Source organism: Bacillus cereus group sp. BfR-BA-01316 (genome assembly GCF_022664195.1).
GTDB lineage: Bacteria > Bacillota > Bacilli > Bacillales > Bacillaceae_G > Bacillus_A.
On the sequence record NZ_JAKUGX010000009.1, the window covers coordinates 18,076 to 42,995 of the forward strand.

A 24,920-nucleotide genomic window follows, 5' to 3' on the forward strand; every position below is an offset into this window, starting at 1 on the left:
ATGTACAAATAATGATTTATTTGTTTGTTTTTACTATATTATTGCTATGCATTTCAGTAAATGACTGAATATAATTCAAAATTTCATCACGCTCATACTCATTTAATAACTCATGATAACAATTAGGCCATTCTTTATATGCCTTATCACTAATTTTAACATTATCAAACCATGTACGGACACGTGTTTTATCTACAAGTTTATCCTCACACGCCTGCATTAGCAAGAGTGGAACATCTGGAAAATCATCTATTTTCTCATGAGCAATCTCGATAGACTTAATCAATTCACTATACCAACGTACTGATACTTTGCGCAAGAACAATGAATCATTCTCCATCGCATCCCTCACTTCATGGTTACGAGTTGACATTTCTACAGTGAGATTTGTTGCAAATTGCAATTTTGGAGCAACGACATTTAATATTTTTGAAGCAGCACGAAGCGGAGCGGAAGGTGAAGCTAATACTCCTAAACAAGGCGAGCTTAGTACCATCCCATCTATGTCCTCTCTTTTCGTTTCTTGCATCATACGAATAACAATAAGTCCTCCCATACTATGACCAAATAAAAAAATAGGCAACCTATATTTTCTTGCTTCCTTCACCCATAACTTTATTTCCTCTATGTATTCATCAAATGAATCGATATGTCCTCTATTTCTTGAAGTTGTTCCGTGTGCTGGAAGATCCCCCATAACGACGTGATAACCGCTATGATTCCACATTTCTGCAACTCCTTCATAACGCCCGTGATATTCCATAGCACCATGTACGATAATAATGACGGCTTTCGCTTCTTCCGCTTCATAGTTCCACATACGAAACTCCTCCATTTCACTCTTTTTCATAATTTGATACACTAAAACTAGTCTCTAGGAAAGGAAGGCTTTACATGATATATCCTTACAAAGAAAAAAATCCGAAAATTGCGAGTAGTGCTTTTATCGCTGACTACGTTACCATTACAGGCGATGTGACAATTGGCGAGGAATCAAGTATTTGGTTTAATACAGTCATCCGCGGTGATGTATCACCAACGATAATTGGAAATAGAGTAAATGTACAAGATCAATGTACACTTCACCAAAGCCCCCAGTATCCTCTTATTTTAGAAGATGACGTTACCGTTGGGCATCAAGTTATTTTACATAGCTGTCACATAAAAAAAGATGCTTTAGTTGGAATGGGCTCTATCATATTAGATGGCGCTGAAATTGGCGAAGGAGCTTTCATCGGTGCTGGTAGTCTCGTTTCACAAGGAAAGAAAATCCCTCCTAATACGTTAGCTTTCGGTCGTCCTGCGAAGGTCATTCGCGAATTAACAGAAGAGGACCGTAAAGATATGGAACGTATTCGCACACAATACGTTGAAAAAGGACAATATTATAAATCGTTACAAAAGTGATTTTATCGCTGCCAGTCTTATGGCAGCTTTTTTTATGAAAAAAGCTAACTTTTTCTTTACAAAACATTATTATTCCCTCAATAAAATCTTATTAAAATAGAAGTTAATAACTCCATATATATGTAAATGAGGGAGGAAAAATCTCATGAAGGTCAGTGGACTATATAAAATAGAATGTTACATTTTCAAAGGAATTAATCGCTACTTTGATCAAAAAACATTAAACATCTTTTTCAGCAATATTACCCATATCGGTGGTGCAAGTTTTTCCATTGCACTTACCCTATTCTTTTTAATTTTCGCAACAGGGAATTTGCATCAAGCTGCAATTGCAACTGCTATTTCTTTAACAATTAGCCATATTCCTGTGCAAATATTAAAAAGATGGTATCCACGAAAACGCCCTTATTTAACAATTCAAGATGCGAAATATCCAGTACAGCCTTTAAAAGATCATTCTTTTCCATCCGGACATACAACGGCTGTTTTCTCTGTCCTCATTCCATTTATTTGTTATAATCCAAACTTGCTTGCTTTTCTATTACCGTTAGCATTATGCGTCGGTATTTCCCGTATTTATTTAGGGCTTCATTATCCGTCAGATGTATTTGTAGGCATGTGCCTTGGCACTTGCTCTGGCATCATCTCTTTTTATCAACTCATTCCACTCATGTAAAGGAGCGATATGATGAGAGTCGCCATATTTACCGATACATTTACACCACAAGTCAACGGTGTGGCGAAAACTTTGGAACGTTTAACTAAATATTTTCAAAAAGAAAATATCGCCTATTCTGTTTTCGCCCCTCAGCATACGGCAGAAGATAATTTCGTAGCGAATGTGAACAAAATGAGAAGTATCCCGTTAACAATATTATATCCAGAATGTCGCTTTGCCTTTCCTACTCCGCGCATTAAGCGGGAACTTCTTGCTTTTAAACCGGATATTATTCATATTGCCACACCTTTCAACATGGGACTTTGTGGGTTGTATTACGCAAAAAAGTTGAACATCCCAGTCGTTGGTTCTTATCATACTGATTTTGACGCCTATTTACACTATTACAAAATTGAGTTTCTCTCCAGTATGTTATGGAACTATTTAAAGTGGTTTCATAGTCATATGCAAAAAAACTTTGTTCCTTCCCCTGAAACATTACATCAATTAAAGAAAAAAGGATTTCAACAGCTCTATATTTGGGGACGTGGTGTAGATTGTACTCTCTTTCATCCAACTTACAATAAAGACCTATTTCGAAAAAAATATAATATTACAGCGAAATATATTCTTTCCTACGTCGGACGCCTTGCTCCTGAAAAAGATATCGACACTCTTCAAACACTTATTCAAACGACAAACAAAGAACGTGACGATATTCATTGGCTCATCGCTGGAGATGGCCCTCTTGCAAAAATCTTGCATGAAAATGTTCCAAAAGCAAATGTAACCTTTACTGGATATTTACAAGGTGAGGATTTAGCTGAAGTCTACGCTTCCTCCGATCTAATGGTATTTCCATCTACCACTGAAACATTTGGGAACGTCGTACTGGAATCACTCGCATGTGGTACACCTGTTATTGGTGCGAATAGTGGCGGGGTTAAAAATATTATTACAGATGGAAAAACAGGTTTTCTTCGTGAACCCAAAAACGCGGACTCATTTTTGTCATCTATTTATGAATTGTTAAATAATGAAGAAATGCGTAAACAAATGAGCCAAGATGCTCACTCTTATGCTGCTACAGAAAGCTGGGATGAAATTTCCAGTGATTTACTCATGCATTATGATGATGTTATTCAAAGTCGAAAAGCGGAAATGCTGGCTTAAGCTCAGCTTATGTATCATCAATTTACAAGTGAAACTCCTATATTTTACAAAATACAGGAAAAGAGGTCACACTTCGTAGTATGACCTCTCTTTATCTTGCACTTTTATTTAGCAGTTCAGTTGTCACATAGATATAATGAATAAAATTTGAACTTATTTTTCTTCCCCTTTTGTCTGAGCCGCATCGAATGTCCAGTTCAATTTCAATGTATCTCCTTGGAATACGTTTTGCTCTTCTCCATTATCTACAAATATGAATTTCACATAGAAAGTGTCATCCTTGCCTGGAGCAAGTCCGTTTCCTTCCCAGTTTACGACACCTTTTTGTACAAGATCAGGGATGTTACCATCAGCAGTAGCCTGTTTCAATTCAGACAAAGTAGTTTCCCATACAGGAACTGTGTTTTTGTCTATGTTCCATAAGAACTCCACTTTGATGTGATCACCGAAATCAGCATCTCCGTTATCACCTTTTGCATCTGTTACAGTGTAGTCAGTAAGAAGATGAACGTCCTTAATTTTCAAAGTGCCGCTGTTGATTAAGTGGAAATCGCGTTCTATTTGATCACCTGGTTTGATTTTGTCAACATCGATGATAACTTGTGGATCAATGCTCAAATCTAACGTACCAGCCGCAAACGTGTTTTCTGATACTTCTTTATCACTGAAGTACGCAAACGCTCCGCCTCCGATTAAAGATAAACCAAGAACTGCGGATGCAACACCCATACCAACCTTTTTCTTAAGACTCATTTTAACAATCCCCCTATTTTTATAATATCTAAACTATTAAACAGCTGATAAGTCCTTATGAGGTAAAAACGAATTGTTTCCTTATCTGATGTCTTTTAGATTTACCTCTAAGATAGTCACTAAATTCTTAATAAAGAACTTCTCGTTTTATTTAAGAGCGACTATCGATATTTACAGAAGATGATATTTCTCCCTCTTTTATCAGCAGCCGCTCCTAAGACACCTTCTTTTATCCCGCTATTTGTGGGCAGTAAAACTCCCACCTCAAAATTCGGCTGGAGCAAAGAAGTTAGGTGGAAGCCCTGCTGCCCGTAAACGCCCGATTGGTGAAGGCTAATAATCAGTGGGGGATGAACAAAACCCCCACTGATTATAGTTTCACTTTATTTCTTCGGTTCTAGACCGATCTGACGTAGGAAATCTGCCAGTCCTTTTTTACCAATTGTTTCTTTTGGCTTAACTACTTCTGGAACACCGACTTCTTTTTGCAAGAAGTTTTTCTCAATGAAGCGGACATCTTTTTCGTCCACTACACCATCTTGGTTGATGTCTTGCGGCACGATGGATGCATCCTTCTTACCGTATACATCTACTACACTTTTCATATCGCGAATATCAATCAATCTATCACCATTCACGTCCCCTGCAAGACTTTTAGCACCTAATCTAACATGTTGCCCGCGCATTTCACCGTTTACAGAATATCCTGGAATGAATTTCCTCATCACTTTGAGATGTCCCGGAATATCCAAAACAAATGTGTATGCTTCAGTAGAAGCTGGGATACCATGAATGGTGTAGGATCCTTTATTATCAATTGTTCCCTTATATTTTTTACCGCTTGGGGACAGCACATATACTTGGGCACCGATTTTTGTATAATCCTCTTTTCTCAAATACGAACTTTGCCCATCCACCTCAATCAAAAATCCTTCTGGGGAGATGGAACCCTGCACTCTCGAATGCGTTGGAATGATATTAAAATTTTCTGTTCTGAAATAAGGAATGGCAGTAGCTGCTGTTTGTCCAGCTTTCATATAAGACGCCTGTTGTACATTAAATCCGATAACATTATCGAAATATGCATCACTTACTAATTTAAACGTTACATCAAGAAAAGGCATATCTCCATCCATACCGCTGAATGAATTCCCTTTCATAGATGCGCCGACCTTCACTGTATTAGTGTGAGTTCCTTCTGTCACCATAGGTTCTTGCAGCGATACTTCCAAGCCCTTGTCCTTCGCATACTCGCTTGCCGCATTGTTCAATTTCACATTCTCAAACTTAAACAAGTCTTTTATGAATTCGACATTAAATTCTCCAGATGCAAGCTGCTTCACATTATTGAGACTCAGTGTCATCGTAACGTTATCGTCAACTTTCACATCTTTCTTATCGTAACTAGAAGTCGTATATTCCGTACCTTCTTTTACGAAAACATAGTTTTGTTTCTCCATTGCCGTTGCAATATCAAACGTAGTCAAAGTCAAACGTAAAGGATTTGTTGCAATATCACTTTCCTCAATTCCAAATTTCACATCTCCGTTCGCTTGGACTGGGAAGAATCCATCTATGAATCCAGAATTTGCAGAGTAACCCATTGTGTTGGATGATTGATCATAGTTTAAGCCTTTTGATTTTAATACATCTACCGTCGAATCTTTAGCTGTTCCATGCAGCCATACCGCTTTTTGTCCATCCTCTACTGTAAACATGGAGTCATTGACCTCGATTACACCCGGTTTTTTGTCCATATTTACTTCCGGTGCTGTATTATCCACGATAAGCGGATTGTCTACAACATACGATTTCCCTTCTTCATCGTGCGCAACCATTTCTAGTGTATAATCGCCTGCCGGAAGCTTCACAGGAAGATCGCCAATCGGTTTGGAAGGATCATTTGTAAATGGATAGACAGTACCACTGAATACTCCTAGAAGAAAAGTTTCTACGTCTGTCTGTAATTTACTAGTATTCGCTGTTCCTATAAAACCTACAGCTTTTCCTGTTTTACTGTCCTTAACAAGCACATCGATTGTTTTCATCGGGCTATTCAACTTCATTACTCCGTGAACCATAGGTTCTAAATATTGCCAGAAAGGTGTCATATTTGTTACGGATGGTTTAGTCGTTTTTATATATTCAAATCCTTTTTCCGTCACCATGACAGCGAATGGAATTTGATACGTTTCGGCCGGATTGTTCGCATTAGTCACATGGATATACCCTTCGTATCTGCCTGTCTTAGCGCTAGCAGGAATCGTAATTTTCGGCTCCAGATCCTGTGATTGTCCGCTTGCTACTGTAATGGATGCCGGTACCTCAACTTGTACACCATTCTTCACTGCATCTTGAATACCTGTACGTTCATCGTGATACTCCACTTCTACTTTAAAGGATTTTTCTTCTTTGCCGTTGTTTTGGACCGTCACTTTTTTACTCGCTTCAATTGGTTTATCACCTTGCTTAAAATGTCTGCCGAACATAATAGATCCTGTTTGTTCATCAATTTCAACAATATTTCCATTCTCAATATTTTTTGTTTTGTCCAATACTTTGATGGATGTGTCCGTATGAACAGCTTGATACGCGTCGATACGCCCCGCACCCACTTCGTATACAGAATTCTTGCCATTCAAATCATCGGATGTATTCATAAGAGCCGCTTTCACATCGAAAGGAGTATATTTTGGATGCTCCTGCAAAATCAATGCTGCTGTACCTGTCACGTGAGGAGTAGCCATAGATGTACCAGACAAGCGTACATATGCATTGCTATAATTAGTACCGTCCTGCGGATCGTTAATATATTCCGGTGCGGTAGAGAAAATTGACACACCCGGAGCGACTACATCCGGCTTAATATCATAATTTCCATTTACCGGTCCACGGGAGCTGAAATCAGCTAAGTGATCGCCTTCCGTTTTTGTATTGCTCAGCGTTTCGAATTTGAAAGATACTTCACCTAGTGACTTTAATCGCTCGCCATCCGCTTTTGATAGGCGGAAAGATGGAATAAAATCTACCCCCTCACCTAAGTAGGTGGTTATTTGTCCATCGGCATTGTTATACACAATAGCCGCTTTCGCCCCGGCTTTTTTAGCATTTTTTATTTTTTCATCAAACGTAATTTCCCCGCGTTGAATCAGCGCAATTTTTCCGTTCAAATCTTTCCCCGTAAAATCAGCTGGTTTACCCAATCCCGCGAATACAATCGGTAAGGATTTGTCCTTGCAAATCTTCTAACTTATCAGGAAAATCTTTACCTAATAACTGCATGTTTTCAAACTTTTCGCTCGCTGCACTTGCACTGAATGTAGGAATGGACATAGAAACATCACTTGCTCCTACTGAAATGCCAAGAGCTGCCGTTCCCGGGGAACCGAGAGTTTTTTCGTTCGGTCCGGCGTTACCACACCTGAAAGCATAGCGTTATTTGTCGCGACAGAAGTAGCATATAACGGATCGTTAGTCTGCGCACCAAGTGACATATTGATAACGTCCATACCATCTGCAATCGCTTTATCTATTCCAGCAAGAATTCCTGCTGTATTACCTCCGCCCCAAGGACCTAATACTCTATAAGCATATAAATTTACATCAGGTGCTACACCTTTCACAGCATAATCCGCATTGTTTTTCTTTTGAGCTGCAATCGTTCCTGCTACATGTGTACCATGGTTTGTATAATACACATAACCAGGAGATGTTGGCTTACCTGCTTTTATCCAGTCCTCGTATGTCGTTTCCATCGGATCTGCATCGTTATCTACAAAATCATACCCGCCTTTATAAGCACCTTTTAAGTCAGGATGATTATAGTCAACACCTGTATCAAGAACGCCGACTTTAATCTCTTTACCCGTAATGTTTTCTGCATGAAGCTTGTCCACGCCAATTTGCGGAATACTGTCCGCCATTTTTGGCTGAATTGTTTCTTTTGTTTCCTTCATTTCTACCGGAGGTTCCACTTTTACTTCGTAATCTTTAAAAATACGTTTTACGACTCCGGATTGGATTAACTCCTGCACTGCCACACCAGGTAAAGTCATAGCTACACCGTTGATCGCATTCTTATATTCGCGTGTAACTTTCACTTTTTTTGTATCGTAAGTGCCGGCATCCTTCTTCGATTTTAAGGATTCGACATGTTGTTTGAACACTTTATGCTCTTCATCTACTTTTGCTTGCGCAGTAGTAGTAGCTATTTTCTTCCCTTTCGCCGCTTGTTTCATCACTTCAATTTTTGCTGGAGCTTGATTGAATTCCACGATAACGTTAACTAATTCAGGACTATTAGAATCAATATCAGGTGAAATCGTAAAATTAGGACTTACATCTAACTGTTCCAACGCCTTTCTTTGTTCTGGAGACAGATTCATTAGTACCTGTTCCGCATTATCAACTGGCTTCAGTTCAACCGCGCTTTCTGCCAATACATTATACGGAATACCTTGTGACAATAGCATACCAGTAACTAAAGTTCCTGTAAGAACCCTTCCAAATTTCCCTCTCTTCATACAAGTTCCCCCATCTAAATTTATTTGTATCTGTAGTCATTGCATAACATAAATTTCCGAGGCTTTTAGACTACGACTCTACTTTCTTATCTTATTAAATTTAAACTTTTCTGAAAATTATCAAAAAGTAATATTTTTTTAGTTATTAGTTCTATACCGTATAGTACAAAAGAACTACCCTGTGTTTTATTATTTTGAGTAAAATAATAAAACACAGGGTAGTTCTTTTAAATGATTTTCATTTAAGAAAATGGAACAAGCTGATTTCGAACAGCATATATGACTGCTTGTGAACGGCTTTTCACATTTAGTTTTCTGAAAATCTTATTAATATGGATTTTAACTGTCTTGTCACTGATATATAGAGCTTCAGCAATTTCCTTATTGCTAAAACCTTTGACCAATTCAAACAGTATTTCTTTTTCACGCTCTGTTAGTTCATTTTCATTTGATTCTGATTTCGTTTGCTGATGATATGTAATCAACTTTTTAGTCATACGCGGATGAATCACAGAATCTCCTTGTAATACCATTCGGATTGCCGCCACTACCTGCTCGGATGATGAATCCTTCAGTAAATAACCATCTGCACCTGCCCGAAGAGCAGCCATCAAGTATTCATCATGTTCATACATTGTTAATACGAGAACGCGGCAGTTCGGATACTGATCTTTCACGAGTGATGTAGCCTCAATGCCATTTTCCCCTGGTAAATTAATATCCATTAAGATACAATCAGGCCTACACTCTTCCACTTTCTTTACTACCTCATCCCCAGAAACAGCTTCTCCAACTACTCGCATATCAGATTCGAGTTCCAATATACTTCGAATTCCATCACGCAAAACAGTATGATCATCCACTACTAATATTCGAATCATGATACTCCTCCCCCATTTCTGAATCTGGAATTAACAATGTGATTTCTGTACCTTTTCCTGCTGAACTATCAATCTGAAGGGCAGCCCCAAGCTGTTCAGCCTGTTCATTCATATGTAATATACCATAATGCGGCTCATGCTTTGCTTTAATCATAGATTCAAAAAGAGAAAAGCCAATTCCGTTATCCTTTACCTTTAAAAGTACATGCTCCCGTTGATAGCTTAGTAAAACGTCAACTTTGTCTGCCTTTGCATGCTTTATAATGTTCTGCAAGCTCTCCTGCAAAGTATCGAAGATGACTCGTTCTTTCGTAAAACTAAGTTTTCGAGAACGGCCTCTTTCATGATATGTAATGGCTAGACCATATTCTTGTTTTAAGGATTGAACTTTATTTATAATTGCTTGTTTTAGTCCTAATCTTTGTGTTGGATATGGCTTTAAAGCATAAATAGAATAACGAACTTCACTTAAACTCTTCCTTAATTTTTTTATGCTTGTATCTACCACTTGCTGCATGTCCTTTGGTCGATCTGCATATTTTCTCTGAGCTGACTCCATCTGAAATATCACTCCGGCCAATGCTTGTGCGATTCCATCGTGGATTTCACGAGCAATTCGATTTCTTTCTTCTAAAATCGTTCTTTTTTCCTGTTCAGAGACGAGTGTCCGCGTTTTAAGCAAGCTGCCTAATTGATTGGCAAACGTAGCTAAAGTTTGTACATCTTCAGTAATAAAACTCGCACTCCTGCTTTTCCCTGCCACAAACATTCCAACTAATTCATGATTTACCTTAAGAGGTAAATATACAAGAGAGCGCATAGTATTTTCAAACACTTCATCTCCTGGAGCCATACCTGTTTTCCAATCAGTAACAACAACAGTTTCTGATATCTCTTCAAACTCCTTATACAGGTCAGAATAATTAGAAATATCATGACGTACTTTTCCATCCTTTAATAAAAGTGTCCAGTTCTCTTCATCTTTTGCCCATAAAACATATGCCTGTATTCCTAGGAATCCTTTCAGTGATTGTTTCATCTGCTGTAAGTTTCCGGCAGATAATCCATGACTTAATTCCGTCGTAATGGAAAAAAGCTTATATAATCGTTCTTTTTCCACCCGTATTTGTCTAACGAAAGAGCTAATGATACAGATTGCTACAAGTGGGAAAAAGAAGAACAGAACCATGATTTCATCCATCACTCCGCGATATCGGTAATCTAAAATATGTATAAGTGAAGAATAAAATAAACAAAAACTCAAACTCCAGAGTACTAATATATTTTTTTTACGCCACTCTTCTAGCGGATAGGGCTGAGGAAGAAGTATGATTAAAAGATCGTAAAATAAACTGTTAAAAAGGCAAAGAAACGCGCTGAATAAAAACAAAATTATGAATTTTCCATATAAAACTGAAAGATTCATTCCAGAAATAAAAAGAGAGAAACATTCACTGGAAAGCCATTCTGCTAATACGATACTAAGAGCAAGTTGCGCACAATTAAATACTGTCCTTTGCATAGGTAAGCGGCGAAGCAACTGGATACTTAACATCACACACACACACGAAACAACAGTTATATGTATTCCAAACTGCCAATTCATTGTATAAATAAGCGTAAGACTGAGTGTGATTCCCCCTCTCCAAATGCGGATAGGAAAATACTCAGTAATTCCCATAAACATAATTAACAACAAAAGCAGTATAAGATGAGAAGGCATTTCACTTAAAAATAAGGAAATGATAACAGCAATTAAACCAAGAAAAGAGATAGAATAAATATAAAAACTAGCTACTTGCTCTCTCATAGAAGTAAAATCTATCTTTTTCAAAACGATCCCTCCCTCAAAAAATTTATCCCGCTATTTGCGGGCAGTAAGACTCCCACCTCAAAATTCAGCTGGAGCAAAGAAGTTAGGTGGGAGCCCTGCTGCCCGTAAACGCCCGATTGGTGAAGGCTAATAATCAGTAGGGGATGAACAAAACCCCCACTGATTATAGTTTCACTTAATTATCATCATTATCTACTAAAAAACCGGCACTGGCAAAATGAGAAGGTTCCCATTAGCCAATCACCGGCTGTGCACTGTCCCTTAGAAGGGGTGACACAATATTAGTATAAAACAGGCCTCTCCATTCCGCCACCCATCAAATGTTATAATTGTAAATATATTCTATGTCTATCGTATAGAACTAAAGATGTACATGAATCAATTTCATAATTGTTTTTTACCAGTAGAAGATAATACTTTGAATCCAAGTTATTCATATATTTTCAGCAATTCACTCTCCATTATATATTTCCTTCTTCCCCATTCATTTTTTATTCTGTAATTGGCTATATTCTTCTTTTGTATTCACATTAAGAAATAACCCATTCGACAGCTGTGTTTCTTCTGCCGTAACATACTGAGTATTACAATGAGATAATAGCCCCTGCATACTTCTCTTATCTTCTTTTAATAACTTCTCTATTTTTTCTTTTGCTCGGTGATGATACAATGCTAAAAGTGGTTGTTTCCGCCCCTCCACCAATGGAACAATTGCTTCATACGCTTCATCTACTCGTTCTATAAATGTCATCGCCCACTCTTTCGAAACATTTGGTGTGTCGCACGGTGCAACGATATACCAATCTGCATCTACGAATTCCATGCCTGTTAACAAACCAGCAAGCGGACCGTTTCCTTTATACAGCGCAATATCTTCTACAACTGGTACATGCAGTATATGCGAGAGATTATTAGTAATCGCTGGATGGCTGATTACAACAATTTCTGTAACAACTTCTTTCAATGCCTCTATACTATGCTCAATAAATGTTTTCCCGCGCCAAGTTGCTAATGCTTTCGGCTCTCCAAAACGACTAGACTGTCCGCCAGCTAATACAATTCCTGCAATTTTCATTGGCGATGCAGCTCGAATGTAATATGACCTAATTCCGGTAAAATTAATTTATTCATCGCAAGACGAACTGCTCCGCTAGACCCTGGCATCGAGAAGACTACTTTGCGTCCAATTGTACCGCCGATTGCTCTACTTAACATCGCACTACTTCCGATATCTTCTAAGTAACTAATCATGCGGAACAATTCACCAAATCCAACAATTTCTTTATCTAATAACGCCGACACTGCCTCTATTGTTACATCACGTTTCGTAATACCAGTTCCGCCATTCGTTAACACGACATCCACATCTTCCTTATGATAACCAGCTAACACAGCCTGCTGAATACTTTCTTTATCATCTTTTACAATTTCATAAGCAGTCACTGTATGCCCTGCTTCTTTTAACAATTCATGTAGTAGTTGACCACTCTTGTCCGTCTCTTTCGTACGTGTATCAGAGATCGTAACGATTTTACAACGCACTTCTTTTGGAGCTTGTTTTTTATGTTCGATTACGCTCATTTTTTATCTTTCCTTTCTTACAGACTTTTCTTCATTTTATCATACATACCTTTACACAATTTTGTATGAAGCTAATGATACGTCATGATACGATATAAGTATGCACGCCCATAAAAAGGGAAAAAGATTATACTGTCTATTCCATGTCTTATACTTCTTTCACATAATTAGCTACTATTTAACTCTCCTTATATTTTCTACATAATAGATTTTATTTTAAAACTTGCATTACAAAATAATTCGGAGGTCCACACACTATGGAATTTTACAAAAAATTAACACCGACATTCATCCTCTTATTTGTCCCGCTATTTGCGGGCAGTAAAACTCCCACCTCAAAATTCGGCTGGAGCAAAGAAGTTAGGCGGGAGTCGGGCTACCCGTAAACGCCCGATTGGTGAGGGCTAATAATCAGTGGGGGATGCCCCCCCACTGATTAAAGTTTCACTTTATCGCTTCAATCACTGTCGGTTTTTCCTTAAAAGGCGCAATCCCATACGCTACATTAATAAGCATTATATTCGCAACGCTCTTTTTACTGTGCAGTGCATTTTGTGCAGGAAAAGCACGTCAACTGAAAGGGTGATTTCACATGTTCCAAAAGAAGCCGATAATTTGCAAATCATGTAAAAAGGAAATACAAACGTATGAAAAAGCGTGGATTCATATGCCATTTCCGGCGAGCGGTATGACAAATATGAAAAAGTATATTGAGCTAGATGGCGAAGTGTATTGTAGTTCATGCATTCAAATCGTAAATAAAACCAAATAAAAAAAGCTTTGCGCTCACTGCGCAAAGCTTTTTTTCATATATTATAGACCAGCTTGCTCTTTTAAAGTAGCTGCTTTGTCTGTACGTTCCCATGCAAGATCTACATCAGTACGTCCGAAGTGGCCGTAAGCTGCTGTTTGTTTGTAAATTGGGCGACGTAAGTCTAGCATTTTAATAATACCAGCTGGGCGAAGATCGAAGTTGTTACGAACTAGTTCTACTAATACGTCTTCAGATACTTTACCAGTGCCTAATGTATCAACTGAAATTGATACTGGTTGCGCTACGCCGATTGCGTATGCAAGTTGTACTTCTGCTTTGTCAGCAAGACCGGCTGCTACGATGTTTTTCGCAACATAACGAGCTGCATATGCTGCAGAACGGTCAACTTTCGTTGCATCTTTACCAGAGAATGCACCACCGCCATGGCGAGCATATCCACCGTAAGTATCAACGATGATTTTACGTCCTGTTAAACCAGCATCACCTTGTGGTCCACCAATTACGAAGCGGCCAGTTGGGTTAATGAAGAATTTCGTTTCTCCATCCATTAATTCTGCTGGAACTACAGCTTTAATTACGTGCTCTTTTAAATCGCGATCGATTTCTTCCCACGTAACATCTGGATGATGCTGTGTAGAAATTACAATTGTATCCACACGTACAGGTTTACCATTTTCATCATACTCAACTGTAACTTGCGTTTTTCCATCCGGACGTAAGTATGATAATGTGTCATCTTTACGTACTTCAGTTAAACGGCGAGCTAATTTGTGAGCAAGCGAGATTGGAAGTGGCATTAATTCTTGTGTTTCATTACATGCGAACCCAAACATTAAACCTTGGTCTCCCGCACCAATTGCCTCAATCTCAGCGTCAGTCATTTGACCTTCGCGTGCTTCTAGTGCTTGGTCAACACCCATAGCGATGTCAGCAGATTGCTCATCGATAGATGTTAAAACTGCACAAGTTTCTGCATCGAATCCGTATTTTGCGCGTGTGTAACCAATGCCTTGAATTGTTTCACGAACGATTTTTGGAATATCTACGTAAGTAGAAGTCGTAATTTCCCCCGCTACCAATACTAAACCAGTTGTTACAGTTGTTTCACAAGCTACACGTGCATTTGCGTCCTTTGCTAAGATCGCATCTAAAATTGAATCAGAAATTTGGTCACAAATTTTATCTGGATGTCCTTCAGTTACAGACTCAGATGTGAACAGATGACGTTTTTTTGTCATGTGGTAAACCTCCCTACAGTAATTGTATATATTGTACGGAACTCATCCTTAATTTGCCACAAACTGCGACATACATTTATTCTCCCACACAAGCATACAGAAAAACCTTTCCTACTTAACATAGAGGAAAGGTTTAATTTGCTACTTGCATACTGCTTTTTGCCCTTTGCTCTTATCGTTCGAGACCATTAGCCTCGCACAGGTTTTAGCACCTATTCACCTGTATTTACCACTACAAGTGAGGTTGCTGGGCTTCATCGGGCCTGTCCCTCCGCCAGCTCGGGATAAGAGAGTATCCGTCCCAACCTATACTAAAGAAATGATATTCATTTGTCAATTAATATTCACATTTTCCTGAAAGTTTTTCTCAATACGCATAGAATGAAATATTAATAAGGAAATGATACATTCACACAAACAAAAATAAATAAATAGTATACATTATTTATATAATTGTGTTATACTCTTGATGGGGATTACGAGAAATATTTCATTAAATGAAAAGGATGGTATATAAATATGAGTACTGTGAATGTCCAAATTGGTTTACATGAATTATTGAACGGAAGCAATGCACAGATTCAATTAAGTGTTCCGCAATTAGTGGAAAAAGTATTAATGCGAAACGAAGGAAAATTAACTTCTACTGGTGCCGTTTCTGCTTCAACAGGAAAATACACAGGACGTTCTCCTAAAGATAAATTTATTGTGAAGGAAGCATCGGTTGCTGACAAAATTGCTTGGGGAGCCGTGAACCAACCGATCTCTGAAGAACATTTTAATAAATTATATACAAAAGTTTTAGAATACTTAAAAGAAAAAGAAGAGTTATTCATCTTCAAAGGATTTGCTGGCGCTGATCGCAACTATCGCCTACCAATTCAAGTTGTTAACGAATATGCATGGCATAATTTGTTCGTACATCAATTATTTATTCGTCCAACTGAAGAAGAATTAACAACTCACGAATCAGAATTCACAATTGTTTCTGCACCAAACTTCAAAGCAGATCCAGCAATTGACGGTACAAATTCTGAAGCGTTCATTATGGTTTCATTCGAAAAACGTATCGTACTAATCGGTGGTACAGAATACGCTGGAGAAATGAAAAAATCAATCTTCTCTATTATGAACTTCTTACTACCTGAACAAGACATTCTTTCTATGCACTGCTCTTCAAACGTAGGCGAAGAAGGCGACGTAGCACTATTCTTCGGTTTATCTGGAACAGGCAAAACAACATTATCTGCTGATCCAAACCGTAAATTAATCGGTGACGATGAGCACGGTTGGTCTGATAACGGTGTATTCAATATTGAAGGCGGTTGCTATGCTAAATGTGTAAATCTTTCTCATGAGAAAGAACCACAAATCTTCGATGCAATCAAATTTGGTTCAGTTTTAGAAAACGTTGTCATTGATGGTCAAACACGCATCGCTGACTATAACGATACTACTTTAACAGAAAATACACGTGCCGCATACCCTATGCATGCGATTGACAATATCGTACTGCCAAGTGTTGCAGGACATCCAAATACAATTATTTTCTTAACTGCTGATGCATCTGGCGTATTGCCTCCAATCAGTAAGCTATCAAAAGAGCAAGCTATGTACCATTTCTTAAGCGGTTACACTAGTAAACTAGCAGGAACTGAGCGCGGTGTTACATCTCCGCAAGCTACATTCTCTACTTGCTTCGGTTCACCATTCTTACCGCTTGATGCATCTCGTTATGCTGAAATGCTTGGTGAGAAAATCGAGAAGCATGATGCAAAAGTATTCTTAGTAAACACTGGCTGGACTGGTGGCGAATATGGCGTTGGTAAACGTATGAACTTAGGTTACACTCGTGCAATGATTCAAGCAGCACTAAGCGGTGAACTTGCTAAAGCTGAAACTACAAAACACGACATCTTTGGCCTTGAAGTACCTCGTCACGTTCCAGGTGTACCTGACGAAGTATTAATGCCTGAACAAACTTGGGCTGATAAAGATGCTTACAAAGCGAAGGCAATTGAGCTTGCAAACGAATTTAAAGAAAACTTCACAAAATTCGATAGCGTTTCTGAAAATATTATTAACTTAGGCGGTCCAATCGCTTAATATATAAACTTTCTGTTGCAATAACCCTTTACTCATATGAATAAGTATCGTGTAGCCAAAAGTTTCGCGTACTCACCGACAAAACCCAATGCGGCTTAACGGTTACACATACTTACATAAAAAAGAAGCTTACGTGAAAAACGTAAGCTTCTTTCTATATATTCTTTAATTTACCCACATACAAACCACAGCTTCGAACATATAAACTATTTTCCCACTCACTACATCCTTCTGGTTTCACATCGTATGGGATTAAAAAAGGCTCTGACCGCTTCTATCCGTCGCCAAATCCTCTATTCCATCTGAAAAAGTTCCTAACCTAATTTTCAATTGATATACTCGGATTTTCACACATACAAATCAAGGATTTGAAAATATAGATAGATTTCCGGCTCACTTACTCCTTCTGGTTTCACACCGCATGGGGGCAAAAAAAGCTCTGACCGCTTCTATCCACCGCCGGATCCTCTATTCCATCTAAAAAGGGGCTTTTTATCTTTTTTAGCTTTTTGTTAATTCCTCTTCATCCTTCATACTATAGTAACCTAAATTAATAACAATTAAGAAATAACCACCCATAATCCCAACTGCAAATGCCCACATAACCATATGGTGCTCAATTTCGTACATAATAATTGCACCAAGGATCGCCGCTGCGTAGCGATTAAACATACCAAGTGTCGGTGCCTTCGTTTTCTTTACAATACTATCTCCAAGCTTTTCGATACGCCTTCCTAAAATCCAAACGCAATACATACTTACAATAAGTCCAATGCCTGCACCTAAAAAATGTGCTGAAAAAGGTGTCATTGCCCAGCCTATTAACATTGCGCCTAGCAAATAATACATTTGAATTTTAAACGACCTCAGTGACATACTAATCATGCTGTACTCCTCTTCAATGGTTTTTATTTATCCAACAAAAGCTATATAACTCGTTGTTCATTAATGAACAACGAGTCCATACTACTTACAAATTCATTTATGAATCCATTTTATTCAAATTAAAAACAACATAAACTGTATGTTTATGTTGTTAAAATGCTTTTAGAAAATAATATTATACAAGATTTCTAATATAGAATCCCTCATAAATGTGACGTTTTTCAAAACATTTTCGTCCAATTATGAAAAAAGTGATATCAATCTATGAACATACGGATATGATGTAATAAGCACATAAATAAAGGGGGCGTCTAATGATTTATTTTTTAATGGCTCTCATTCATCTCATTGTTCCTGCACTTATTGGACTTTCATTATATTGGTACACGAAAAAACATAGTATTTTCTATGCTGTCCTCGGTGTTCTTCTTCCAGGAATTATTCTAATTACACTCTTCCGCATTCCTTTTCTTAATTTAATTCCACTTATTACTGCTATCTTGTTTCTCATCTTCTTACCAAAAATAAAAAAATAGGAAAGCAGATCATAGGTGATCTGTTTTCCTATTTTGATATAGGTTCTTGCACGATAGAATGAGCTTCTACTTTCTCTGATTTCACAAACCATAGACCGAAGAAAATGATAATTCCACCGATAATTTGTTGTAACGATACATATTCATTTGCCCATACTGCAGCAAATAAGACAGCAACGAGCGGCGTAATATACATATATACCATCGTATGTGATGCTCCAATTTTTTGAACACCAATATACCACATCACTAAACCGAATACAGTCACGAAGAAAATAGAATACAGCAAGGCAAACCATGTCATCCCGTGTGTAATGTGAAATGGCATTACAAATACATGTGGACCACTTAACAATAAGAGCGGAACCGCTCCAACTAATGTCGACCATGCAGTAACACGTAATGCTGAGTATTTTTTAATAAGCGGCCCTGCTAATACAGGATAAAGTCCCCAACATATTGATGTAATCAGTCCAATCCCATTTCCGTAGAAAGAACTAGCGAGTGAATGCCCCGCTACTAAAACTAATGTAGCACCAACAAAGGCAATCATGGAACCAACTAACTTTCGAGAAGAAAATTTTTCTTGTTTCAAGAAAATCGAAAATAGAGTTGTAAAAATAGGTGAAATAGAAATGAGTAAAGAGGCATTTGTAGCCGATGTATATTGTACCGTTTCCATGAATAGCGTTTGATACAGTACAATACCTACCGTGCTAACAATGATTAATCTTGGTATATCTTTTCGCTCCATATAAAGTGACTTTTCAATAAAGAACGTAAGTAATAATAATAGTGGTGCTGCTACCATCATTCGAACTGCAGTAAACTCAATCGCTGTAAATTCTAAAAGTCCATATTTCGCAATCGTATAGTTAATCCCCCAAATAATAACGACACTTAAAATTAATAACTCAATTCCCCATCTTTTCATGCGCAATCCCCTCCGCAAAGAGAATTATACAGAAAATTAAATCAGATGTACATTTCATTATGTGAAAAAATCCATAAGAAAAAGGAGCATATTATATACTCCTTCTCTCTTTACTATACTCGAACATGTAACTTCATATTCGGATTATAAAACTGGCTTGGGCTCTTCAGCTGAAAAGTCCCTCCAACTTCATGCCAATCAACTGTTAACTTATCATCCATAAATACAAGCTTTGTTCGATCTGCGATAAAGTTCAGTACGCTTGATTCAATATCTACATCACGCTCATCTTTCTCTGAAACGGCTACTAAATCAATAATCCCGCTCATGACACAACCGCAACCTTCATTATCATAAAATAACTTTATATATTTCGCTTCACTTGGAATCGTATCCATAATCTTTTTATATGCTGCTTCTGTTACAGTAACGTACATGCGTGAATCTACACCCTCTCTTCTCGTATCATTTATATATTGTACCACCATTTTTCTTAAAACTTATATACAGAAATTTTAGATTCCTATAAAATATATGTGATAAAGTGAAACTTTAATCAGTGGGGTTCCCATCCACCACTGATTATTAGCCCTCACCAATCGGGCTTCTACGGGTAGTTGACCTCCCACCTAACTCCCTCGCATTCGCCAAATTTTGAGGTGGGAGTCTTACTGCCCGTTAATGCGGGATAAAGGAGGTTGTATCACTGATGTTCAAACTACAGCGATATCCCATTTTCTTAAGTCTATTAGGTAGCTTTTTTATTTCTAGCGGAATGGTATTACAACATATACTTCCCTATTCTCCTTCTATTGGCTGGATTCTAGGTTTTATTTGTTTTACATCCGCTTCTTATTTTGCTATGAAAAATAAAAAGAACTAACAAAGTAAGAATTATCTTAAGGAGGATTACCAAACATGCCAGCCTTAAAAGAAATAGAACAATCACTTAATCATTTATTCCAAATTGAAAAATACGGAAAAGACAGTGCCTTTAGTCGCTTCATTCCAGCTACATATGATCAAATCCAATTTCCATGGCAACAATTTTTCGAAGCAAATTTTGTTGAGCTATTTAACGGTCTTATGATAAGAGGTGCTGAAAATGTAAACACAATCTTTTTAGCTGTGTTCCCAACTGATGATGTTCTCGAAAAATTCATTTCACAATCCGTGCCAGGTGATTTACTCTTCATGCACCATCCACTTGTGATGGAGTGCGGTGATCCACTCGGAAAATCAGGGCGAGGATTTATTCCAATTCCATCAAAATATTTGCAGGCGATAAAAGAAAAGAAACTTTCTATATATACATGTCACGGTCCAATGGATTTTCATCAAACATATGGAACTAGCATTTCAATCGCAAAAGCACTACAAGCCAATGCAATTGACGGATTTGCTTACGGTGGTCCAGAGAACGAACCGGTCGGTCTCATTTGTGAAATAGCTGAAACAACAACAGAAAAACTCCAAAAATACCTAAAAAAACTCTTCAACATTCCGTATACAGACTTCGAAGGTAAACAACATGATTCCATCAAGAAAATTGCAATTATCGCTGGCTGTGGCGATGTCGTATCTTTAATGAAAGAAGCCGAAGAAAAAGGCGCTGAAGCATATATTACAGGAGAAATCCATTGCCATATCGACAATGATTACGGCAAGCATAAATACTCACTCATTATGGATTATGTGAAAGAAACAAATATGTCCCTCATCGGTGTGTCACACTCTGCCTCTGAATATTTAGTGAAAGAGACATTGATGTATGATTGGTTTAAAGAGAATTTTGATGTAGACGTTACTTTGATTCCACAGGAGACATGGTGGTTATCAAACTAATAACACCTCCCCTATTTTTGAAATCTATATACACAATACGATCGACCACACAAAAATATAGAATCTACAATATATATATAGTAGTTCTACTTTTAAAACTAGATTTTCAAAACTATAGAAAGGAGAAAATATATGTACCAACGCAATTGCTTTAGTTGTGACGGTAGACGCAACAGTGGTTCTATCGGAATCACTGGACCTACTGGTGCTACAGGTCCTACTGGCGCTACGGGTCCTACTGGCAATGCCGGACCTACCGGGGCCGGTTTACAAAGCACTACCGCTTTTAGTCTAGCAGCCGCTCCTAACTATAAAACGGGACAAGTTGTGGCTTACACAAGTAGCGGCTATGTTGTAAAAAAGATGCACCTCAAGGGTTTCCGAATGTGTCCCCAGATTATATCGTATTAGTAGAAGGTGGACCTACTGGCATCACTGGGCCTACTGGTGCTACCGGCATCATTGGACCTACTGGCATCACTGGTTCTACTGGCATCACTGGACCTGCTGGTAGTTCATCAGCGAAAAGTATTGTTTTTCAAGGGACGAATGCTGGTTTTCAACGTATAGCAGGTTCTCCAGGAATTGATTCTAACGTTATTCCGTATGTAACTGCTGGAGATGGGAATATAGTTGGTTTTGCTGCATCTATAAATATTAATAACTTACCCGCTGCTGTTTATACGATTGATATTTGCAAGGATGTCCCAACAAACCTCTCTGCCCCTACCTCTAGTTACATCCTATCTACTATCACTTTAACTACTACAGATAAAATTACGGGGACTATGACATTTTCAATTAAACCTACGGATATTGGCTCTAGACAACCTCAAGTGTATAACCCTACTCCAGTACCTGGACCTGCCACTGTAACTTGGACTAGTATTACAACTGGAAACCTGGTTTCGAGGGGGGATTCGATATCTCTTTATATTACCCCCGGGATTACGGCAAGTGCTGTATATTCTATTTTTCTAATCACTGATATATAGCCCACACTTACAAATCGTTCATTTTACAAAAAAATCACAAATAAATTAAAACAAATAACAGACAAATTCATTATATACCCTCACCTTATATATATCCATATTTTGGTTTTTAAATTGGTACACTATGTCAATATTGTAAACATCCCCTTTATTGGATTCCGTACTTCCATCCAAAAAGAAAAGGGAAATCACTCTAAAGAAAGTGATTTCCCCTTTTTAAAATATCCCACCGTTAAATCGGCAACATAATCTCAACAGTCGTTCCAACTCCAACTTCACTTTCAAAGTTCAATTTACCGTGGTGATCTTTAATAATTTTTTCCGTAACTACTAATCCTAAGCCTGTTCCAGTTTCTTTCGTTGTGTAAAAAGCTTCATTTAGCTTCGGAATTTTATCTTTCGGAATGCCGCATCCCTCATCTATAATTTGAACAATGATCACATCTTCCACTATAACTTTTACAGTAATAGTTCCGCCAACTGACATTGCTTCAATCGCATTTTTTATTAAATTAAAAAATACTTGTTTCAATCGTTTTTCATCACATGTAATTGAAGGTATATCTTTACTATAAATAGCATGCATTTTTATCCCTTGTTCTAAAGCTGGTTTTTCCATAACCCTGATAACATAAGAGATGATTTCTTTAATATTATGCGTTTCGGATTCTACCGATTTAGATTTCTCAAACCCATTTAGTTCTGTAGCAATTGTATGAATTCGCTCTACTTCCTGTCTCATAATTTCACTATAAATCTTATCTTCTGGATATTTTTTCGCTTGCTTATTCACAAGTTTTTTCAATTTTTCTAACGGTCTTCTAATCTTATCGCCAATTACTGTTGCCATTTTTCCAACCATCGCTAATTTTTCTACCTTTTGTATTTCTTTGTCCATCATTTCAAGTGTACGAACGTAAGATTGGAATCTTAAAAATATAATCCAACATATAATAACAAACACGCTATATAATGCTATTGGGATAAGAACAATAAAGGATTGAACAACGAATCCCATAAGTGCATATTTTCCAACAATAGTTCCGGCAACTAACCAAAAGTATCTCTTATTCACAAATATCGGTGCAAATAAAATAAAGAATCCTTCTACTATATTCCCGCCATCAAATTCCGTATCACTTCCGTAATAAATAGTGAAGTTATTAATAAAATCCAATATATTATAGCCAATTAAAATAATATACTTCACAATATACGGCTTTTTCCATTTCATAAAATAAAGTCCTATAAAGAATAATCCAATCATCAAACTATATAGCCATAGACCTAATCCTTCTCCAAAAACATCTGCTAGTTTTTGATTTTCATCTGATAAAAGGACACTAGCCTTTTCAGTAAAATCATACGCAAAAAATATAACGAAGAATAAGCTTAAAAATATTTTTAATGCCTTTATCTCTTCTTTTTCAAATATATTGCCTTTTTCCATATGATAACTCCTTTAACAACACCTCTTAATCTTGTGTCACATTGCCCTCACATTTTTTCGGGAGCAGTATTTCTACTCTCGTTCCTTTCTTTACTTCACTAGAAATGTGTAATTCTCCAAGATGCTCTGTCATAATTCGCTCTGCTACCGTAAGACCTAATCCAATTCTATCTTGCTTTGTTGTATAAAAAGCATCCTTAACTCTTCCTAAATTATCCTTTTTTATCCCAAAACCACTATCTACTATACTTACTATTACGTAATCTCTTTTTTTATTTTCAACTTGTATTTTTAATGTTCCGCCATGTTCCATTGCCTCTAAAGCATTTTTAATAACATACAAAAATACTCCTTTTAATTTACGTTTATCACATTCAATTTCACTTCTATTTTGCTCTTCATTAAAGGTGCAATTTATATTTAACTCGTCCATTTTTTCGCGCATGTTTTCTACCGCTTGTACTAAAACATCACTTACAATGTGTTTTTCATAAACAGAAGGTTTACATGTAGCAACCTCCATTAATTCACTAATCATATTATTCATATTTTCTATTTCGAGAATCATTTGTCCATATGTTGCATCTTTTTCGTGTTTCTCTTTTTGTAATTGCGTAAACCCTTTTAATGAAGCAAGTGGATTTTTAATTTCATGTCCGACTGTCGCTGCCATTTTTCCAATAACCGCCAATTTTTGTGACTGACTTGCCTCTGCAATACGTCCCTTTACCGCTGAAAGATATTGTAAAAATCGATTTAAAATAATAAATGACACGAAAAGTAACACCATATTTATAACAAGAGGTATAAACAAGTTAAGTTCTCCAAATACAAATAGGTATATCATATATTTCCCTATAAGAAATGGCGCTAAGACAAATAAATATCTTTTACTCAAAAATATCGGTACGAAGAAAATGAAAATATATTCAATTACATTCCCTTCATCAAATGCTATTGTATTATGAAAAGCATACCATCCAATATTAAAAATCTCTGCGATCATATATGCAAATAAACATGTATGTTTAACTAAATATGCTTTTCCTCTCTCAAATAAGTAAACACTAATACCTAATATAGCCATAATATATGCAAGCTTCCATATCACTTTATGCCAATTTCCTAAAGGCATTGTATTTTCTAATATAATCGCGTATGCAACCTCGTATACAATTAAAATAACATGCATTACCCATAAGAAAATCTGAGCGTTTTTCTTTTCTTCTTTAGCTGATAGAAAACTCTCTCCCACTTCAACACCCCTTCAAAAGAATACCATTTATTATAATAAATGATTTTCATAGACAAACAAAGATAAATTGAACAAATGAGGAAAATCAATC

At 37.2% G+C, this 24,920-nt stretch carries 20 protein-coding genes, 2 pseudogenes and 1 riboswitch; of the genes and pseudogenes, 8 read left to right on the forward strand and 14 right to left on the reverse strand.

The features are described 5' to 3' along the window. Positions 1-16: 16 nt before the first annotated feature. Complete coding sequence (locus tag MR071_RS09610) at positions 17-820, reverse strand: alpha/beta hydrolase (protein WP_142395841.1); 804 nt, start codon at positions 818-820, stop codon at positions 17-19. 74 nt (positions 821-894) lie between these two features. Between MR071_RS09610 and MR071_RS09615 the strand changes: the two genes are divergently transcribed. The 3 genes from MR071_RS09615 (at position 895) to MR071_RS09625 (ending at position 3,238) form a co-directional block, all read left to right on the forward strand. Continuing rightward, positions 895-1,407: a gamma carbonic anhydrase gene (locus tag MR071_RS09615; RefSeq protein WP_105585966.1), complete on the forward strand. Its 513-nt coding sequence runs from the start codon at positions 895-897 to the stop codon at positions 1,405-1,407. Positions 1,408-1,552: 145 nt separating this feature from the next. Next, positions 1,553-2,083 (forward strand): phosphatase PAP2 family protein, encoded by a 531-nt coding sequence (locus MR071_RS09620; RefSeq protein WP_002167520.1) that lies wholly within the window; start codon positions 1,553-1,555, stop codon positions 2,081-2,083. 12 nt (positions 2,084-2,095) lie between these two features. After that, complete coding sequence (locus tag MR071_RS09625; RefSeq protein ID WP_105585965.1) at positions 2,096-3,238, forward strand: glycosyltransferase family 4 protein; 1,143 nt, start codon at positions 2,096-2,098, stop codon at positions 3,236-3,238. A 153-nt stretch (positions 3,239-3,391) separates the two neighbouring features. Here the strand turns inward: MR071_RS09625 and MR071_RS09630 are convergent, their stop codons facing one another. The 6 genes and pseudogenes from MR071_RS09630 to MR071_RS09655 all read right to left on the reverse strand — a co-directional run bounded on the left by MR071_RS09630 (position 3,392) and on the right by MR071_RS09655 (position 12,810). Further along, positions 3,392-3,991 (reverse strand): TasA family protein, encoded by a 600-nt coding sequence (locus tag MR071_RS09630; RefSeq protein ID WP_105585964.1) that lies wholly within the window; start codon positions 3,989-3,991, stop codon positions 3,392-3,394. A gap of 383 nt (positions 3,992-4,374) precedes the next feature. Further along, positions 4,375-8,514: pseudogene (locus MR071_RS09635) on the reverse strand (S8 family serine peptidase). 242 nt (positions 8,515-8,756) lie between these two features. Continuing rightward, positions 8,757-9,395 (reverse strand): response regulator, encoded by a 639-nt coding sequence (locus MR071_RS09640; protein WP_242235824.1) that lies wholly within the window; start codon positions 9,393-9,395, stop codon positions 8,757-8,759. Continuing rightward, a complete protein-coding gene (locus MR071_RS09645) occupies positions 9,370-11,229 on the reverse strand; it encodes a GAF domain-containing sensor histidine kinase (RefSeq protein WP_242235826.1) in 1,860 nt (619 codons plus the stop codon). The genes MR071_RS09640 and MR071_RS09645 overlap by 26 nt, the downstream gene beginning before the upstream one ends. Positions 11,230-11,713: 484 nt before the next feature. Further along, complete coding sequence (mobA, locus tag MR071_RS09650) at positions 11,714-12,304, reverse strand: molybdenum cofactor guanylyltransferase (protein WP_242235828.1); 591 nt, start codon at positions 12,302-12,304, stop codon at positions 11,714-11,716. Next, entirely contained in the window at positions 12,301-12,810 is a 510-nt protein-coding gene (locus MR071_RS09655; RefSeq protein WP_242235830.1) for a MogA/MoaB family molybdenum cofactor biosynthesis protein, read from the reverse strand. The genes mobA and MR071_RS09655 overlap by 4 nt, the downstream gene beginning before the upstream one ends. Positions 12,811-13,402: 592 nt before the next feature. Between MR071_RS09655 and MR071_RS09660 the strand changes: the two genes are divergently transcribed. Then, positions 13,403-13,582: a hypothetical protein gene (locus MR071_RS09660; protein ID WP_105585958.1), complete on the forward strand. Its 180-nt coding sequence runs from the start codon at positions 13,403-13,405 to the stop codon at positions 13,580-13,582. A gap of 41 nt (positions 13,583-13,623) precedes the next feature. Here the strand turns inward: MR071_RS09660 and metK are convergent, their stop codons facing one another. After that, a complete protein-coding gene (metK, locus tag MR071_RS09665; RefSeq protein ID WP_105585957.1) occupies positions 13,624-14,823 on the reverse strand; it encodes a methionine adenosyltransferase in 1,200 nt (399 codons plus the stop codon). Positions 14,824-14,992: 169 nt separating this feature from the next. Next, positions 14,993-15,114, reverse strand: a riboswitch (SAM riboswitch). A 228-nt stretch (positions 15,115-15,342) separates the two neighbouring features. Here metK and pckA point away from each other — a divergent pair. Next, on the forward strand, positions 15,343-16,929 hold the full coding sequence (gene pckA / locus MR071_RS09670; RefSeq protein WP_105585956.1) for a phosphoenolpyruvate carboxykinase (ATP): 1,587 nt from the start codon (positions 15,343-15,345) through the stop codon (positions 16,927-16,929). A gap of 501 nt (positions 16,930-17,430) precedes the next feature. Here pckA and MR071_RS09675 read toward each other — a convergent pair. Next, a complete protein-coding gene (locus MR071_RS09675) occupies positions 17,431-17,814 on the reverse strand; it encodes an ATP synthase subunit I (RefSeq protein ID WP_088032196.1) in 384 nt (127 codons plus the stop codon). A 314-nt stretch (positions 17,815-18,128) separates the two neighbouring features. On the opposite strand from MR071_RS09675, the gene MR071_RS09680 reads away from it, so the two are divergent. Further along, positions 18,129-18,350, forward strand: coding sequence for a hypothetical protein (locus tag MR071_RS09680; protein WP_002123250.1), 222 nt, complete (start codon positions 18,129-18,131; stop codon positions 18,348-18,350). Positions 18,351-18,378: 28 nt separating this feature from the next. Here the strand turns inward: MR071_RS09680 and MR071_RS09685 are convergent, their stop codons facing one another. Both MR071_RS09685 and MR071_RS09690 read right to left on the reverse strand, forming a co-directional pair. After that, a complete protein-coding gene (locus MR071_RS09685; protein WP_105585955.1) occupies positions 18,379-19,284 on the reverse strand; it encodes a DMT family transporter in 906 nt (301 codons plus the stop codon). 113 nt (positions 19,285-19,397) lie between these two features. Further along, entirely contained in the window at positions 19,398-19,721 is a 324-nt protein-coding gene (locus MR071_RS09690) for an iron-sulfur cluster biosynthesis family protein (RefSeq protein ID WP_070145227.1), read from the reverse strand. A 481-nt stretch (positions 19,722-20,202) separates the two neighbouring features. On the opposite strand from MR071_RS09690, the gene MR071_RS09695 reads away from it, so the two are divergent. Continuing rightward, the gene (locus MR071_RS09695; protein ID WP_105585953.1) at positions 20,203-21,129 is read left to right on the forward strand and encodes a Nif3-like dinuclear metal center hexameric protein; all 927 of its coding nucleotides are present in this window, start codon (positions 20,203-20,205) and stop codon (positions 21,127-21,129) included. Positions 21,130-21,227: 98 nt separating this feature from the next. On the opposite strand, the gene MR071_RS25620 is transcribed toward MR071_RS09695, so the two are convergent. Beyond that, positions 21,228-21,374: a hypothetical protein gene (locus MR071_RS25620; RefSeq protein WP_242235832.1), complete on the reverse strand. Its 147-nt coding sequence runs from the start codon at positions 21,372-21,374 to the stop codon at positions 21,228-21,230. On the opposite strand from MR071_RS25620, the pseudogene MR071_RS09705 reads away from it, so the two are divergent. Further along, positions 21,319-22,124 (forward strand): annotated as a pseudogene (locus tag MR071_RS09705) (collagen-like protein). The gene MR071_RS25620 and the pseudogene MR071_RS09705 sit on opposite strands and share 56 nt — an antisense overlap. Positions 22,125-22,356: 232 nt before the next feature. Here the strand turns inward: MR071_RS09705 and MR071_RS09710 are convergent. Then, entirely contained in the window at positions 22,357-23,574 is a 1,218-nt protein-coding gene (locus MR071_RS09710) for an ATP-binding protein (protein WP_242235834.1), read from the reverse strand. A gap of 25 nt (positions 23,575-23,599) precedes the next feature. Beyond that, positions 23,600-24,829: an ATP-binding protein gene (locus MR071_RS09715; protein WP_242235836.1), complete on the reverse strand. Its 1,230-nt coding sequence runs from the start codon at positions 24,827-24,829 to the stop codon at positions 23,600-23,602. Positions 24,830-24,920 lie beyond the last annotated feature (91 nt).

What these genes read in the sequence shown, in the direction of transcription:
- MR071_RS09610 (WP_142395841.1), bottom strand. Translation starts at nt 820, where the DNA reads ATGTGGAACTATGAAGCGGAAGAAGCGAAAGCCGTCATTATTATCGTA.
- MR071_RS09615 (WP_105585966.1), top strand. Translation starts at nt 895, where the DNA reads ATGATATATCCTTACAAAGAAAAAAATCCGAAAATTGCGAGTAGTGCT.
- MR071_RS09620 (WP_002167520.1), top strand. Translation starts at nt 1,553, where the DNA reads ATGAAGGTCAGTGGACTATATAAAATAGAATGTTACATTTTCAAAGGA.
- MR071_RS09625 (WP_105585965.1), top strand. Translation starts at nt 2,096, where the DNA reads ATGAGAGTCGCCATATTTACCGATACATTTACACCACAAGTCAACGGT.
- MR071_RS09630 (WP_105585964.1), bottom strand. Translation starts at nt 3,991, where the DNA reads ATGAGTCTTAAGAAAAAGGTTGGTATGGGTGTTGCATCCGCAGTTCTT.
- MR071_RS09640 (WP_242235824.1), bottom strand. Translation starts at nt 9,395, where the DNA reads ATGATTCGAATATTAGTAGTGGATGATCATACTGTTTTGCGTGATGGA.
- mobA (WP_242235828.1), bottom strand. Translation starts at nt 12,304, where the DNA reads ATGAAAATTGCAGGAATTGTATTAGCTGGCGGACAGTCTAGTCGTTTT.
- MR071_RS09655 (WP_242235830.1), bottom strand. Translation starts at nt 12,810, where the DNA reads ATGAGCGTAATCGAACATAAAAAACAAGCTCCAAAAGAAGTGCGTTGT.
- MR071_RS09660 (WP_105585958.1), top strand. Translation starts at nt 13,403, where the DNA reads ATGTTCCAAAAGAAGCCGATAATTTGCAAATCATGTAAAAAGGAAATA.
- metK (WP_105585957.1), bottom strand. Translation starts at nt 14,823, where the DNA reads ATGACAAAAAAACGTCATCTGTTCACATCTGAGTCTGTAACTGAAGGA.
- pckA (WP_105585956.1), top strand. Translation starts at nt 15,343, where the DNA reads ATGAGTACTGTGAATGTCCAAATTGGTTTACATGAATTATTGAACGGA.
- MR071_RS09675 (WP_088032196.1), bottom strand. Translation starts at nt 17,814, where the DNA reads ATGATTAGTATGTCACTGAGGTCGTTTAAAATTCAAATGTATTATTTG.
- MR071_RS09680 (WP_002123250.1), top strand. Translation starts at nt 18,129, where the DNA reads ATGATTTATTTTTTAATGGCTCTCATTCATCTCATTGTTCCTGCACTT.
- MR071_RS09685 (WP_105585955.1), bottom strand. Translation starts at nt 19,284, where the DNA reads ATGAAAAGATGGGGAATTGAGTTATTAATTTTAAGTGTCGTTATTATT.
- MR071_RS09690 (WP_070145227.1), bottom strand. Translation starts at nt 19,721, where the DNA reads ATGTACGTTACTGTAACAGAAGCAGCATATAAAAAGATTATGGATACG.
- MR071_RS09695 (WP_105585953.1), top strand. Translation starts at nt 20,203, where the DNA reads ATGCCAGCCTTAAAAGAAATAGAACAATCACTTAATCATTTATTCCAA.
- MR071_RS09710 (WP_242235834.1), bottom strand. Translation starts at nt 23,574, where the DNA reads ATGGAAAAAGGCAATATATTTGAAAAAGAAGAGATAAAGGCATTAAAA.